14 protein-coding genes and 1 tRNA gene are annotated in these 15,033 nt (G+C 62.6%); 3 read left to right on the top strand and 12 right to left on the bottom strand.

The annotated features are described in order from the left end of the window. Positions 1 to 57: 57 nt before the first annotated feature. Positions 58 to 1,161 carry a LysR family transcriptional regulator gene (locus tag GCT19_RS08955; RefSeq protein ID WP_152851676.1) on the bottom strand — a complete coding sequence of 368 codons (1,104 nt, stop codon included), beginning with the start codon at positions 1,159 to 1,161 and terminating at the stop codon, positions 58 to 60. Positions 1,162 to 1,503: 342 nt separating this feature from the next. Beyond that, positions 1,504 to 3,360 carry a phosphoenolpyruvate carboxykinase (GTP) gene (locus tag GCT19_RS08950; protein WP_152851675.1) on the bottom strand — a complete coding sequence of 619 codons (1,857 nt, stop codon included), beginning with the start codon at positions 3,358 to 3,360 and terminating at the stop codon, positions 1,504 to 1,506. Between the two features lie 385 nt (positions 3,361 to 3,745). On the opposite strand from GCT19_RS08950, the gene GCT19_RS08945 reads away from it, so the two are divergent. Next, positions 3,746 to 4,759 carry a D-2-hydroxyacid dehydrogenase family protein gene (locus GCT19_RS08945; protein WP_013088040.1) on the top strand — a complete coding sequence of 338 codons (1,014 nt, stop codon included), beginning with the start codon at positions 3,746 to 3,748 and terminating at the stop codon, positions 4,757 to 4,759. A 58-nt stretch (positions 4,760 to 4,817) separates the two neighbouring features. Here the strand turns inward: GCT19_RS08945 and GCT19_RS08940 are convergent, their stop codons facing one another. Together GCT19_RS08940 and GCT19_RS08935 are read right to left on the bottom strand one after the other, a co-directional pair. Continuing rightward, positions 4,818 to 5,696, bottom strand: coding sequence for a patatin-like phospholipase family protein (locus GCT19_RS08940; RefSeq protein ID WP_018436957.1), 879 nt, complete (start codon positions 5,694 to 5,696; stop codon positions 4,818 to 4,820). A 75-nt stretch (positions 5,697 to 5,771) separates the two neighbouring features. Continuing rightward, entirely contained in the window at positions 5,772 to 6,176 is a 405-nt protein-coding gene (locus tag GCT19_RS08935) for a PaaI family thioesterase (protein ID WP_018436958.1), read from the bottom strand. Between the two features lie 202 nt (positions 6,177 to 6,378). Here GCT19_RS08935 and GCT19_RS08930 point away from each other — a divergent pair. Further along, a tRNA-Lys gene (locus GCT19_RS08930) sits at positions 6,379 to 6,454 on the top strand. A gap of 74 nt (positions 6,455 to 6,528) precedes the next feature. On the opposite strand, the gene GCT19_RS08925 is transcribed toward GCT19_RS08930, so the two are convergent. Then, a complete protein-coding gene (locus GCT19_RS08925) occupies positions 6,529 to 8,046 on the bottom strand; it encodes a sensor domain-containing diguanylate cyclase (RefSeq protein WP_084598420.1) in 1,518 nt (505 codons plus the stop codon). A gap of 26 nt (positions 8,047 to 8,072) precedes the next feature. Then, entirely contained in the window at positions 8,073 to 8,354 is a 282-nt protein-coding gene (locus GCT19_RS08920) for a hypothetical protein (protein WP_018436960.1), read from the bottom strand. A 434-nt stretch (positions 8,355 to 8,788) separates the two neighbouring features. On the opposite strand from GCT19_RS08920, the gene GCT19_RS08915 reads away from it, so the two are divergent. Beyond that, positions 8,789 to 9,376 carry a LysE family translocator gene (locus tag GCT19_RS08915; protein ID WP_018436961.1) on the top strand — a complete coding sequence of 196 codons (588 nt, stop codon included), beginning with the start codon at positions 8,789 to 8,791 and terminating at the stop codon, positions 9,374 to 9,376. Positions 9,377 to 9,424: 48 nt separating this feature from the next. Here GCT19_RS08915 and GCT19_RS08910 read toward each other — a convergent pair whose 3' ends face one another. The 6 genes from GCT19_RS08910 to cadR form a co-directional block, all read right to left on the bottom strand. After that, the gene (locus tag GCT19_RS08910; RefSeq protein WP_152851674.1) at positions 9,425 to 10,291 is read right to left on the bottom strand and encodes an AraC family transcriptional regulator; all 867 of its coding nucleotides are present in this window, start codon (positions 10,289 to 10,291) and stop codon (positions 9,425 to 9,427) included. 141 nt (positions 10,292 to 10,432) lie between these two features. Next, positions 10,433 to 11,227 carry an ABC transporter substrate-binding protein gene (locus GCT19_RS08905; RefSeq protein ID WP_152851673.1) on the bottom strand — a complete coding sequence of 265 codons (795 nt, stop codon included), beginning with the start codon at positions 11,225 to 11,227 and terminating at the stop codon, positions 10,433 to 10,435. Between the two features lie 64 nt (positions 11,228 to 11,291). Continuing rightward, positions 11,292 to 12,446, bottom strand: a complete 1,155-nt coding sequence (locus GCT19_RS08900; RefSeq protein ID WP_152851672.1) for a pyridoxal phosphate-dependent aminotransferase — start codon at positions 12,444 to 12,446, stop codon at positions 11,292 to 11,294. A 345-nt stretch (positions 12,447 to 12,791) separates the two neighbouring features. Further along, complete coding sequence (gene dbpA, locus GCT19_RS08895; protein ID WP_018436965.1) at positions 12,792 to 14,195, bottom strand: ATP-dependent RNA helicase DbpA; 1,404 nt, start codon at positions 14,193 to 14,195, stop codon at positions 12,792 to 12,794. A gap of 23 nt (positions 14,196 to 14,218) precedes the next feature. Next, positions 14,219 to 14,419 (bottom strand): hypothetical protein, encoded by a 201-nt coding sequence (locus tag GCT19_RS08890; protein ID WP_008918000.1) that lies wholly within the window; start codon positions 14,417 to 14,419, stop codon positions 14,219 to 14,221. A gap of 125 nt (positions 14,420 to 14,544) precedes the next feature. Continuing rightward, on the bottom strand, positions 14,545 to 14,976 hold the full coding sequence (gene cadR, locus GCT19_RS08885) for a Cd(II)/Pb(II)-responsive transcriptional regulator (RefSeq protein WP_013088029.1): 432 nt from the start codon (positions 14,974 to 14,976) through the stop codon (positions 14,545 to 14,547). Positions 14,977 to 15,033: the final 57 nt, after the last annotated feature.

Here is a 15,033-nt window from a genome sequence, read left to right as displayed (position 1 = left end):
GTGACTGCGCCTTTTTATGGGCCGCCCGCATCGCTGCGGACTTAGACATTCAGCGGTTTACAGCGGCGACAACGCCGTCGGGCGGCTGCGGTTAGACGACTTTGTGATCGGCTTCGGCACCGCAGGCGACAGCTCGCTATCGAGCAGCCGCGACAGCGGCTCCGCGCCATCGAAGGCTTCCGGCGCGCGGGACTCGGCAGTCTCGAACGCGGTCGACGTCGCCGGGCGCTCCAGACCGTCCTTGATCCACTGTTCGCCGAGCACGCTGTTCGGCGTCTGGCTGAAGTGCTCGACCAGATGGTCGATGAACGTGCGCACCTTGGCCGGCAGGTGACGGCGGCTCGGGTATGCAATGTTGATCTCGACCTGCGGCAAACGGTAATCGCCGAGCAGACGCACGAGCCGGCCACGCGTCATGTCGCGACCAATCAGATAGCTCGGCAAAATCGCGATGCCCATGCCCAGCAGCGCAAACTGCCGCAGCATTTCAGTGTTATTCGCAACGATCACGTTCGACGGCCGCACGCGCACTTCACCTTCCGGCCCCGTGAACACGCGTTCATCGCCCCAGTATTCCGACGGCAAGCTCAGGCACGGGTGTTCGAGCAGATGCTCGGGACGCGTCGGCATGCCATGCTTTTCCAGATAAGCCGGCGTCGCACAGACGGTCATACAGCCCGTGGTCAAACGCCGAGTGACGATGCTCGCGCTGCGCATTTGCCGCGCGATCACGACGCCGACGTCGAAGCCTTCCTCGACGAGATCGACCTGACGATCGACCAGCGTGACGTCGGGAATGACTTTGGGATAGCGCTCCGCGTACGTTTGCAGCACGGGCGCGAGGTTGTGCAGCCCGAACACGACGGGCGCGACGATGCGCAGCGTGCCGACGGGTTCGTGATTGCGAGCGACCACCATCTGTTCGACGTCTTCCAGTTCGTCGAGAATCTGACGGGCGCGCTCGAGATAGACCTGACCGGATTCGGTCAGCGACAAGCTGCGGGTCGTGCGATTGAGCAGCCGCGTACCAAGACGGCCTTCGAGGTCGGCAACGTGACGGGTGGCAACCGCGTTGGAAATATCCATCGCGCTCGCGGCGCGGGCAAAACTGCCGAGATCCGCCACCTTGACGAAAACTCGCATCGACTGCAAATGATCCATAGGACAACTCCCTGCCTTGTTACTGCTTCCTGACAATTGGTGAAAACCAGTGAAGCGAACTTGGAATTCTCCTACGACTCGCAATATCGTGCAGAAGTTGCCCCCAAAACAGGAAATATTGTCAATTTTGGTACGACTGTGTCGATAAAACCGGGGCCCGACCAGCGATTATTCCCAAATCGAAAACAATCTGCTGCGCTGCAGCTTGCACTGTCTTTTTTGTTCGAACAGACGCAACGGTCGCTCTGGCGTTGCGGAAATCGAAAAGATGGAAAGAGACCCGCCGTCAAAAGGAAAAGCCGCCCAAGGGCGGCCTTTCATCGTGAGTGTGCGCTCACATGGTCAAGCTGTGAGCTTTTCCTCGAGCCCGCGCTTCGCTTCGGTTAGCGCCGGTGGCAGACCGTGTTGCAGTGTGTCAAACAGCTTCGTGTGCAACACCAACTCGTCGCGCCATGCGGCGGCGTCGACGGAAATTACCTGGTCGAACTGCTCGCGAGTGAAGTTCAGGCCGCTCCAGTCGATGTCCTCATAGTGCGGCGAAATGCCGAACGCATGCTCTTCGCCCTGCGCGGTGCCTTCGATGCGGCCGACCATCCAGCTCAGCACGCGCATGTTCTCGCCGAAGCCGGGCCACACGAACTTGCCGTCCGGACCCTTACGGAACCAGTTCACGCAGAAGATCTTTGGCAGCTTTGCGCTAAGTTGCTGCAGACGCTCGCCGGTTTTCAGCCAATGGCTGAAATAGTCGCTCATGTTGTAGCCGCAGAACGGCAGCATCGCGAACGGATCCCGGCGCACCACGCCTTGCTGGCCAGCCGCCGCGGCAGTGGTTTCGGAGCCCATTGTCGCCGCCATGTAGACGCCCTCGACCCAGTTGCGCGCTTCGGTGACGAGCGGCACGGTGGTCGAGCGGCGGCCGCCGAAGATGAACGCGTCGATTGCGACACCGGCCGGGTTTTCCCAGTCCGCATCGATCGACGGGCACTGCGAAGCCGGCGCCGTGAAGCGTGCGTTCGGATGGGCCGCCTTGCGGCCGGTTTCCTTTGCATCGGCCGGCGTCCAGTCCTTGCCCTGCCAGTCGATCAGGTGTGCCGGCGGCTCGTCGGTCATACCTTCCCACCAGACGTCGCCGTCATCGGTCAGCGCGACGTTCGTGAAGATCACGTTTTCCTTCAACGTGGCAAGCGCGTTGAAGTTGGTCTTTTCGCTGGTGCCCGGCGCCACGCCGAAGTAGCCGGCTTCCGGATTGATCGCGTACAGCCGGCCGTCCTTGCCCGGCTTGATCCACGCGATATCGTCGCCGATCGTCGAGATCTTCCAGCCGTTCAGGCCGGCCGGCGGGATCAGCATCGCAAAGTTGGTCTTGCCGCACGCCGACGGGAACGCCGCCGCCACGTGATGCTTGCGCCCTTCCGGCGACGTGACGCCGAGAATCAACATGTGTTCGGCAAGCCAGCCCTCGTCGCGCCCCATCGTCGATGCGATGCGAAGCGCGAAGCACTTCTTGCCGAGCAGCGCGTTGCCGCCATAGCCCGAGCCAAAGCTCCAGATTTCGCGCGATTCGGGGAAATGCACGATGTACTTGGTCTTGTTGCAAGGCCACGACACGTCCTGCTCGCCAGCCGCGAGCGGTGCGCCGACCGAATGCACGCACGGCACGAACGGGCCGTCCTCGCCGAGCACGTCGTACACCTTGCGGCCCATGCGCGTCATGATGCGCATATTGGTCACCACGTACGGGCTGTCGCTCAACTCGACGCCGATGTGCGCGATCGGCGAGCCGAGCGGGCCCATCGAGAACGGCACCACGTACATCGTGCGGCCGCGCATCGCGCCGTCGAACAGGCCGTCGAGCGTCGAGCGCATTTCGGCCGGAGCGATCCAGTTGTTGGTGGGGCCGGCGTCCTCGGCGCGCTGCGAACAGATGAAGGTGCGATCTTCGACGCGCGCGACGTCGGACGGATCGGACCAGGCAAGATAGGAATTGGGACGCTTGGCGGGGTTGAGCTTCTTCAGGGTTCCGGCTTCGACCATCTGCGCGCACAGGCGGTCATATTCTTCCTGCGAGCCGTCGCACCAGACCACTTTTTCGGGCTTGGTTAGCGCTGCGATGCGCTGGACCCAGTCGATCAGCTTGCGGTGTTTGACCCATGTGGGCGCCTCGATAGCGGGCGGCCCTTCGAACGAGGGAAGATTCATCGACTTGTCTCCGATTGAAGCAAAGAAAAACGGTACAAGCCCTGGGACGCTGCATGCGAGAGGCATTGAATTCATCACGCCGACGTGTCAATTTGCGACTGTCAGCGCATGATTGCGCAGATCGTCCTGGGCCACACAGTTTGCCAGGCGGAGGCCCGCTTTCTGCAAGGCTTCTGCAACCTTGTGTAAAGCGGCTTGCCTCAACACGCAACAAACTGCTAAAAACGTTCTCAATTCGCCTTCACGTAGCGCTGCCGTTCTTTTTCGTGCGGCAGCTTCTACGGTAGGGCATCTAGCCAGACCAACGTGTGACCTAAGTCACATGCTGGGACAGTCAGCATAACATTCGGTTCGCACCACAGAGGTGCGCCGCAAATCACATACCATGAAGATTGCCATCCTCGACGATTACCAGGACGCCGTTCGCAAGCTCGACTGCTTTCAATTGCTGGCCGACCAGGAAGTCAAAGTATTCAACAATACCGTGCGCGGTCTCGGACAACTTGCGAGCCGTCTTGCGGAAGTCGACGCCCTCGTCCTGATCCGCGAACGTACCCGGATCACGTCGCAACTGCTCGATAAGCTGCCGCGTTTGCGCATGATCAGTCAGACCGGCAAAGTGGCGAGCCACATCGATCTGGCGGCCTGTACCGAGCGCGGCATTGCCGTGCTCGAGGGCACCGGTTCGCCGGTCGCGCCGGCCGAACTGACGTGGGCACTCATCATGGCCGCCCAACGTCGTATTCCGCAATACGTGGCAAACCTTAAGCAGGGTGCCTGGCAGCAGTCGGGGCTGAAGACGTCGGCGCTGCCCCCGAACTTCGGTTTGGGGCAAGTGCTGCGCGGCCAGACGCTGGGGATCTGGGGCTACGGCAAGATCGGCCGGCTGCTCGCTGGCTACGGCAAGGCGTTCGGTATGAACGTTTTGATCTGGGGCCGCGAGCATTCGCGCGAAGCCGCCAGCGCCGACGGCTACGGCGTCGCGGCGAGCCGTGAGGAACTATTCGAGACCAGCGATGTGCTGTCGCTGCACCTGCGTCTGCACGACGACACGCGTGGCATCGTCAAGCAGGACGATCTGATGCGCATGAAGCCGACCGCGCTGCTCGTGAACACGAGCCGCGCCGAGCTGCTCGAAGAGAATGCGCTGGTGAACGCGCTGTCGCACAATCGTCCGGGGATGGTCGCGATCGACGTCTACGAAAGCGAGCCGATTCTGCAGGGCTACAGCCTGCTGCGCATGGAAAACGTGATCTGCACGCCGCACATCGGCTACGTGGAGCGCGAGAGCTACGAGCTGTATTTTTCGGCAGCGTTCAAAAACATTCTCGCGTTCGACGCCGGCGATACCGCCAGTGTCGCGAATCCGGAGGCGTTGCAGGGCGGGCGTCGGCGGTGATTCGTGGGTGATGCGGCCGGCGGGTCGGGAGTGTCCCCACCCCGCCCGGCCGCATCGCTCACCGCGCTTCGTGCGCTCCCGCCTCCATCAACGCAGGGATGCGTTCAAGAAAGACCTCGCCATCGGCACGGCCAAGGTTATAGGCGTGCACCATTTGCGATGGACTCGTGTAATCCCAACTCGAAATCGGCACCTTGCGCGACGGCTGCACGTAAAGCCGTTGCTGCACGCCGTGCGGCACGACGAACATCTGCGGCCGCGGATAAAGACGCGTGACCATCACGAGCACGTTGCCGGGAGTATCGGCATCTAGCGCGCCGACCGGTACGTTATCGACCATGCCGCCGTCCAGCACCGGCCGGCCGTTGCGCCGCAGAACCGGCGTGAATGGCGGTGTGCTCGACGACTGCAGGATGAGGTCCGCCAACTCGTCGACGCTCGCGCAATCCTGCGCGCGCACGAATTCAGGATGAAAGCCGAGCGTCCGACCGAGCGTCGGATGCAGCGTCTTACGCACGTATTTTTCGATGTTGTATGCGACCAGCCCCGCCGCGACCGCGCTGCGAGCGCCAAGCCAGCGCGGCAGATGCGACACGCCGATGCGGATTTCCGGCGCCTGCGCGAGCCTGGAAAACTTGTCGCCGTAGATGTCTAGCAGCGCCTGCCGGTAGATCCGGTAATGCGGGAACACCGACTCGCCGCGCAGCAGGTTGCCCCAGTAGGCGTTGCGCGTGTTATGGCGCAGCGCGTCCTCGTAATAGCGCATGACCCAGTCGGAATCACCGCGCGTGTAAATCATGCACGCAGTTGCGGCGCCGGCCGAAATGCCGGTGATCACGCGCGGACGGATGTCGAGCCGCGGCTGCACGACGTCCCAGAAACCCGCCTGCCACCAGCAGCGGTTGCCGCCGCCGGCGAAAACGACCTGATCGAACATGCTGCTTTTCCTTGCTTTCTTTTGCTTTTGCTACGGGCGGATTGTGTTGCCGGCCGACTCCGGTCCGGGCGGCATTTACTCCAGCAACGCGTAAGTCGTGGTGGCATGAACGGCCATGTTGCCGCCTTCGTCGAACAGTTCGACTTCGCCGAACACGAGATTGCGGCCCATGCGAAGCACGCGCGCCTTGATCAGCACATCGCCCTTGCGGACCGCACGCATGAAGCTGATGTTCAGCGACACTGTACTCATCGGCTTGAAGCCGCCGAGGGCGGCGGTGATGGCGACGACCATCGCCGTATCCGCGGCCGCCATGAACACCTGGCCGCTGATCATGCCGCCCGAGTGACGCCACTCGCCAGAGAACGGCAAACGCAGCGTGGCGCTTTCCTCGTCGACCTTGATCGGCGTCAGAGTCAGCGCTCGGACCCATGGCGCGAGAACTCGGTCGAGCAACTGGGTAATCTCTGTGCTATCCATGGGCATCCCCGGTCGAATGCCGCGATGCTGCGTGCGGCGAAGTGTCCGCGACATGATACCGGCCGCGTTGGACGCGACGATGTTTTCTGAATGGCGGCTTTGTCGAGGGAACGCTCAAGTTCGGGCGATGCCGATCTTTTTAATAAAGCTGCGAATAGGGCTTGGCAATCTCGAAAAGATGCTGCATAATCTCGTTTCTGTTGGGGCGTTAGCTCAGTTGGTAGAGCAGCGGACTCTTAATCCGTAGGTCGAGTGTTCGAGTCACTCACGCCCCACCACCAGATTCAAGCAAAAAGCCCGGTCACTGCGACCGGGCTTTTTGCGTTCTGGGCGCTCAATCACGAGCACCCGGTCATCCAACCCCCATCTGCGCGACCATATTCCGGCCACCGGCCTTTGCCGAATACAACGCCTCATCGGCAGCCCGAACGACGGCGCCGACATCCATCACCCGATCCGGCCGCGACGTGGTCGCGCCGATGCTGACGGTCACCCGACCGAACTCGCAGCCCACGTGCGCGATGTCCAACTCGCCGATCGCCGCGCGGATTTTCTCGGCAACCACTCCGGCGCCGGTCACGTCGGTATCCGGCAGCACCACGACGAACTCCTCGCCGCCGTATCGGCCGACGCAATCGCCCGGCCGCTGGATCACCCTACGGATGCAGCGCGCGACCGCGGTCAGCGCGACATCGCCTGCCTGGTGACCATACGTATCGTTGTAGGCTTTGAAGTGATCGATATCGACGAACAGCAGCGACAACACGCTGCCCGTACGGCGCGCGCGCAGCCATTCGCGGTCGAGCGTTTCGCACAGCGCGCGGCGATTGGGCAGGCCGGTGAGGCCGTCCGTGCCGGCAAGCCGTTCGAGTTCGTGCTCCACCCGCTGTCGACGCCGCAACTCGGCGCCGAGCCACGCCGCCAACACGATCACGCCGCCCCCCAGGATCAGCATCAGCGAACCGATCGTCAGCGCGCGCTTCCACCAGCCGGCGTAGATATCGGCAGTCGAATTGTCGACCAGTACGATCAGCGGCAATTGTGGAATCCGTCTGAACGAGTAGAGGCGCTCGACGCCATCGAGCGGCGAAGACGCGATAAAACTGCGCTCGTCTTTCGCGAGCAGGCGCTGGAAGAACTCCGTCTTGCTGATATCGCTGCCCGTCAGGTTTCGATCGTCGGGCCGTCGCACGATGATCGTGCCGTCCGTTCTGATGATCGACACCGAGCCGTGCTGCCCGATCCGCAGGTCCGCGAACAGGCTCGCGAAATACTCCTGATCGATACCGAGCGCGACGATTCCCGCAAACGATCCATCCGGCCGCGACAGTCGCCGGCTCAGCGCTATGCTGCGCGAACCCGGTCTGAGTCTCGAGTTATACGGCGCGCTGACATAGAGCCCGAAATTCGGATCTTCGCGATGAATCCTGAAGTACTGGCGGTCGGAGAGGTTTCCCTTGCGCGGCACGTCGTTTTCCGAATCGATCACGACATTGCCTAGTCCGTCGAGCACCACCATCGCGCCGACGTATTGCCCGGTCGCCGCGCGATCGAACAGGATCTCGCGCCACAACCGCGGCGAATCGAGCACGCCCGGACGCCCGAGGCCGTCGGCGACGGCCTGCAGCGACAGCGAGTACAACTCGAAATTGCGCGCGATGTCGCGCTGGATGATCGTCGCGACATCGCGCGTCGAATCTAGTGCATGTTCAATCGCATCCTCGCGGCTCTGATACAGCGTGTAGCCGCACAGCGCGAGCATTGCCAGCACCACGCCGCACCCCGCGACAATGACGCCATCGCGCGGCACCTGCCATCTGCGCGCCCGTGCGATCAGCACGCGAAACCGGCCCTTCCTTCTGTGGATCATGTGCTCTGCGTTTCCGACGGCGGGAGTCAGTTTGTCGAAGTGCTCACTGCGCTTCCGGTTTGTTGGGACAAAACACCCAGCAGATAGCGAATCCTCCCGCTATCTTCGTCGGACAGATCGTTCAAATGCCAGCATTCGAGATCACGCAGGTTGTCGCGCAGTCGCTTGAACGAGCGCTGCGTCGCATCGACGATCGGCCAGACGTGCAGCAGATACGCGAGCGGAATCACGCATCTGCGCTCACACCAGCCGTCGAATAACGCGAGACAGAGCTCGTTCAATTCGTCCGCAATTTTCTGCCTGCTCACATGGGGACCCACATGCACTCCCTTTATCCATTCGACTGGTCGTTTCCATTAGAAACGGACCTGCCTATTGATACTGATGCAAAGCATTCACCACGCGCTCAATGCATTAACTTCTTGCGCGTAAGTCGTTAAGCCCTGTATCGCTGGTTTTTCGAGGTCTCGGCCGGTTTATCGGGCCGAATACTTGCGCGCCGCATAGGGACATATCATAACTATCGATAGGTACAATTTGCCGGGTCATTCAGAAATTAATTTTTTCGGTAACGTTTGCGCGTAATCATTTCTAAAATCAAACGCGTGTTTGTTATCGAGTCACCGCGTCGTCGCATTATGTTTTGGTTTCGGATGGGTAATTTCCTTCAATACATGCCCTTGCCGTCTCGTTACCGTTGAGCGTCGCAATCCATTCGCACACTCACGTTTCGAGGCATCCAATGACCGCATTACTCTCGATGGCCGCGTTCGCGCTCGCCAGTTCTATTTCTCCCGGCCCGGTCAACGTCGTCGCGCTGAGCGCCGGCGCGCAGCACGGACTCGCCGCGAGTCTGCGGCACGTCACTGGCGCGACGGTCGGCTTCACGTTGCTGCTTCTGTTGATCGGCCTCGGCCTGCACGAACTGCTCGCGCGCTTTCCCGATCTGATCGAGATCGTCAAATGGGCGGGCGTGGGCTTTCTGCTTTACATGGCCTACAAGCTCACCATCGATAACGGCCAGCTCGGCGCGGACAAGTCGGCGCGCGGGCCGTCGTTCGCGCACGGGGCGGCGATGCAATGGCTTAATCCGAAGGCGTGGCTCGCGTCGCTGGCCGGCATGGGCGCGTATGCGGCAGGCGGCGACGGCGGGCTCGTCTGGCAATTCGCGGCGCTGTACTTCGTGATTTGCTATCTATCGATAGCGAGCTGGGCCTATGCCGGCACGTTCTTGCGCAGACATCTGCGTGAGGCGAAGCGGGTCCGCGTGTTCAATCGCGTGATGGCGGCGCTGCTCGCGCTCAGTGCGATGTATCTGCTCGTGGAATGACCCGAGTCGCGCCTGCTCGCCGATGCGGCTTCATGCGCCGCGAAACGCTCAGCTGCGATATTGGCCCGGCGTCGCCGCCACCAGCCGCTTGAAGGTGCGCTGCAAGTGCGCCTGATCGGCGAAGCCGGCATCGAGCGCGACCTCGGCGATCAGCGCCCCGCGCCGCAGTTGCGCGCGACTGTACTGAATGCGTCGGTTGATCAGATATGCGTGCGGCGTCATGCCGTAGCGCAGCTTGAACGCGCGTATCAGATGTGAAGCGGACAGCCCGGCGGCTGCGCACACGTCGTCGAGTTTCAGCGCGCTCGTGCAGTTTTCGGCGATGTACTCCGCGGCGCGCGCGAGCTGGCCGCTCGCGGCGCGCTCGGGCAGTCCCGCCGGATTGAGCGTTTGCTGCACGTTGGAGAAGAAAGTGATGGCTGCGCTTTCCTTGCGCAGCGTGTCGATGTCGTCGTCGTTGCTGGTGAGAATCGCGCACAGCCGGTTCAAGCCGTCGAACAACGCGGCGTCGAGCGTCATGATTTGCGAAAACGCCCGGAACGCATGGTTCTCGTTGAAGCCCAGCTCGTGCTGCAGTTTGGTGAACCACGCAACGTCGACGTGCAGCATCCGATACGACCAGCGCTCGCCGGCAACCGGATTGCACGCGTGCACATCGTCGGGGTTCATCATCACGACGGCGCCCGCGCCGATCCATTCTCGCGCGTGGCGGTTCAGATACACGCTGCGGCCACCCGTCACCGCGCCGATCGAAAACGTTTCGTGCGAATGTTTGGCGTAGCAGACCTTGCGGCCATCGTCGATGGAGCGCGCTTCGATGAACGGCAGCGCGTCGCTGCGCCAGAAGCGTGGAGCGTCTGCGCCATTTGCGCGTGCGGTGTTCGCAGCGCCTGCCGCTTCGATCTTCTCGCTCATGCGCGCTCTCCGGTTGATCCGCCGCCTTCGCCGTTGTCTGCGACTTCGTGAAGCCTACGTATCCTAGCCGTCAAACGCATGGCCAACAAGCGAGCGCGCGGCGCCGCTCACGAACGGCGCCGCCAGCCGAACACGATGCGATTATTTCGCGCTGACGTCGATATTGCCGAGGTATTTCGCGGCGAGCGTCTTCACCGTGCCATCGGCTTGCACCTTCGCGATCGCGGCGTTCAACTGATCGCGCAGCGCGGTATCGCCCTTGCGAATGCCGTATGCGATGCCGCTGCCGAGAATCTTGTCGTCACGCACCGGCTGACCGACGAACCCGTAGCCCTTACCTTCGGGCTTCGACAGAAAACCCGTTTGACCGGCCGGCGCGAGCACCAGCGTGCCGTCGAGACGGCCCGCGGTCAGATCGATATAGACCTGGTTCTGATCCTGATACGGCAGCACGGTCACGCCGGCCGGTTCCCAATGCACCTTCGCGAAGGTCTCCTGAATCGAGCCTTGCAGCACGCCGATGCGCTTGCCTTTCAGCGACTCAGGCGTCGGCTGCAGGCCGCTGTCGCTGCGCGCGATCAGCTGCGACGGCACGCGATAGACGACGGTCGTGAAATCGATCGCCTGGCGGCGCTGTTCGGTCGCGTTCATCGCCGAATTGATCGCGTCGAACTTGCGGCCCTGCAGCGCCGGAATCAGGCCGTCGAACGAGGTCTCGACCCACTTGCACGTCATATGCGCGGCCGCGCAGACCGCGTTGCCCACGTCGATATCGAGTCCTTGCAGTTCGCCGTTCGGTCCTTTCGATTCGAACGGCGGGTACTGCGCTTCGAGGCCGAAACGCAGCGTCGCGGTATCGGCGGCACTGGCGGCCGACCATGTGGCGAGCGACGCGCCGGCACAGGCCAGCGCCAACAAGCACTTGAGTAATTTCATAATGTCTCCCTTCTTGCTTCGAATACCTTGATCACTTCGATACCTGGAGTGCGCTCTCGCGCGCTCAGATTTCACACAGGCGCCGCGCGCCTTCGAGCAGCGTCGCGTCGTCCTTCGAGAAACTCAGGCGAATCAGCCCCGAATCCGTACCGTCGGTGTAGAACGCCGACAACGGAATCGTCGCGACGCGCGCATCGCGAATCAGGCGCAGCACGAAATCGCTGTCGCTCTCATCGGAGAAGCCGCGGAACCGGGCGAGCATAAAGAAACTGCCTTCACTCGGCAACAGCTCGAAGCGCGATTCGCGCAGCGCGTGAATGAGCAGATCGCGTTTCTTCTGATAGAAGCCGGACAGGCCGAGGTAGCTGTCGCGATTGGCGAGCGCGTCGACGAACGCGTGTTGCATCGGCGTATCGGCGGAGAACACCATGAACTGATGGACCTTGCGGATTTCGTCCATCAGCGCGGCGGGCGCGAGGCAATAGCCGACGCGCCAGCCGGTCACGTGATACGACTTGCCGAACGACGACACGATCACGCTGCGCTCCGCGAGTTCGCGATGGCGCGCCATGCTCTGATGCTTCGCGCCGTCGAACACCACGTGCTCGTAGACCTCGTCGGACAGAATCACGATGTCGGTGCTGCGCGTGAGCGCCTTCAGCCGCTGGATATCGGCGTCGCTAAAAATCGTCGCGGTCGGATTGTGCGGCGTGTTGACGATGATCATGCGCGTCTTCGGCGTGATCGCGGCGGCGACTTCGTCCCAGTTCACGCGGAAGTGATCGAGCGACAGCTTGATCGCGACCGGCTTCGCGCCCTGCAGGCGCACGATCGGGGCGTAGCTGTCGAACGACGGCTCGAAGTAGATCACTTCGTCGCCCGGATGCACGAGCGCGCTGATCGTCGAATAGAGCCCTTCGCTCGCGCTCGCGAGTACGGTCACTTCGCTGGCCGGGTCGTAGCGCACGCCGTACAGCGTTTCGACCTTGTCGGCGAGCGCTTCGCGCAGCGCGCCGATGCCGGCCATCGGCGCGTACTGATTGTGGCCGGCGCGCATCGCTTGCGCGACACCGTCGACGAGCTGCGGGTCCGGCGCGAAGTTCGGCGCGCCCTGCGACAGGTTCAACGCATCGTGTTTCGCGGCCAGTTGGCCAATCACGGTAAAGATGGTGGTGCCGACGTCCGGCAATTTCGAGCGGGCTTGCATGGCGCTCTGCATAAGACTTTCTCCCTTTCTTCAGCCGCGGGCGGCCGCACGGAACGGCGACGGCGGGGCGTTCCTTCCAGTGGGGTGATTAGGCATCAGCCAAAGAATGCTCACAATCGAAACTTTGTCATGCGTGGCATGCATTTTCGTCATGGCTCGCGCGAAGCCGCCCGACGCGGGCCAAAGCAGGCGGGATCACGGTTTGCGGGAACGCGGCGGGGACTTCGGGGGCTGCGGGTAACTGCGTAGGTATGAAGGAATGTGATGCTATGCGGCCCGGTTGCGAAAACGGCCGCTGACGCGGCCGCTCTTTTTCGAGTTATCGGACTTTCAAGGAAAGCCGGCGCTTCGGGTGAATCAGGCTTCGTCCATCAAACGAACCTTGACCTTGCGCCCCTTCAGCTTGCCCGCGCTGAGCCGGCGCACCGCCTCGCGCGCGATGCTGCGCTCCACCGCAACATAGGTCGACATGTCGGTCACGTTGATCTTGCCGATCTGCGAGCCCGCGAAACCGGCGTCGCCGGTCAGCGCGCCGAGCACATCGCCGGGACGGATCTTGTCCTTGCGGCCGCCGAGGATCTGCAGCGTTTCCATCGGCGGCAGCAGCGGGTCGTTGCTGGCCGCCTTCAGCTCGGCCAGCTTGTGCCATTCGACGTCGCGCTTGTGCGCCTGCTCGATCCCGCCGACACGCCCCATCTCGTCCATGCTCGCGAGACTCAGCGCCCAGCCTTCCTGGTCGGCGCGGCCCGTGCGGCCGATGCGGTGCGTGTGCACTTCCGGGTCCGGCGTCACGTCGACATTGATCACCGCTTCGAGTTGCGCGATGTCGAGGCCGCGCGCGGCGACGTCGGTCGCGACGAGCACCGAGCAGCTGCGGTTCGCGAACTGGATCAGCACCTGATCGCGCTCGCGTTGATCGAGTTCGCCGTGCAGCGCGAGCGCATGAAAGCCCTGCGCGCGCAGCACGTCGAGCAGATCGCGACACTGCTGCTTCGTGTTGCAGAACGCGATCGTACTGACCGGACGATAGTGATTCAACAGCAGGCCGACCGCGTGCAGACGCTCGTCTTCGGTCACTTCGTAGAAGCGCTGACGGATCTTGCTGTCGTCGTGCCGCTCGGCGAGTTTGACTTCCTTCGGGTTGCGCAGGAATTGCTGGCTCAGCTTCGCGATGCCCTCCGGGTACGTCGCCGAAAACAGCAGCGTTTGCCGCTCCTTCGGGCATTGCCGCGCGACCTTCGCGATGTCGTCGAAGAAGCCCATGTCGAGCATGCGGTCGGCTTCGTCGAGGACCAGCGTGTTCAGCGCTTGCAGCACGAGCGTGCCGCGTTCGAGGTGATCCATGATGCGGCCCGGCGTGCCGACCACGACGTGCGCGCCGTGTTCGAGGCTTGCCGTCTGCGGACGCATCGGCGTTCCGCCGCACAAGGTCAGCACCTTGATGTTTTCTTCCGCGCGCGCGAGACGGCGGATTTCCTGCGTGACCTGATCGGCGAGTTCGCGCGTCGGACACAGCACCATTGCCTGCGTGTCGAACTTGCGCGCGTCGAGACGCGCGAGCAGCGCCAGCGAAAACGCCGCGGTCTTGCCGCTGCCGGTTTTAGCCTGGGCGATCAGATCATGGCCGCCGAGCGCGATCGGCAGACTGGCGGCCTGGATCGGCGTCATTTCGACGTAGCCGAGCTGCGTCAGATTCGCGAGCGTCGCGGGCGGTAGCGGCAGTTCGCTGAATGCGGCGCCGGCGGGGGTGGGACTGTTCATAGTGTCGTCTGTAGGAATCGCGATTACTCGGCCATCGGGCCTTGATCCGGGCGGCCCGGCAGCTGCTCGTACAGCACCTCGCCGTCGTCGCCGTCGAAACGCTCGACGTAATTGCGCGCGCCGCACAGCGGACAGCGGAACAGGAGCCCCTGACCTTCGTTCTTGATGACGACGTCGGATTGCTCCCACTGAGCGCCGCAGGACTGGTTTCTACAGGTGAACACGTTGATTCTCCAACTGGATTCGATGATCGAACGGCAAGGTCGCACGCGCGGCCTTGCCGTGTATGGGGTTGTTGCGCCGGCGCTGCGTCGTGTCGCGATAGCGTCGTTCGAAGGCCGGCACGGCGTCAGCCGAGATGCGTATGCCGCGGACGCGGCACGGCCACATCCATGTCGGTCAGGCCGTGCACGATGCCGCAGTCTTCGACCGGATGCTCGCCGTGGCATTGGTCACGCAGCGTTGTCAGTTGCGCCTTCAGCTGCTGCAGTTCTTCGATACGCGTGTCGACGTGCGCGACGTGCTCGTCTATCAGCGCATGCATGCCGCCGCAGCCGTTCGCCGGCGCGTCGGTCAGACGCAGCAAGGCGCGGATTTCGTCGTGGGTCATGTCGAGCGCGCGGCAATTGCGGATGAAACGCAGGCGCTCGACATGCTTTGCCGTGTAACTGCGGTAATTGGCTTCGGTGCGCTCCGCCTCGGGCAGCAGGCGCTCTTTCTCGTAGAAACGGATGGTTTCCGTCGTGCAATGGGCGATTTTCGCCAGTTCGCCGATTTTCATGAACCCTTCCTCCACGCGGCCTTGACCTTGTAGTGGCTTCAAGGTGTTTACTAGACC

Source organism: Paraburkholderia atlantica, assembly GCF_009362785.1.
Lineage (GTDB): Bacteria > Pseudomonadota > Gammaproteobacteria > Burkholderiales > Burkholderiaceae > Paraburkholderia > Paraburkholderia atlantica.
Note: the sequence above shows the minus strand (reverse complement) of the source record. Positions and strands in the feature narration are given on the sequence as shown.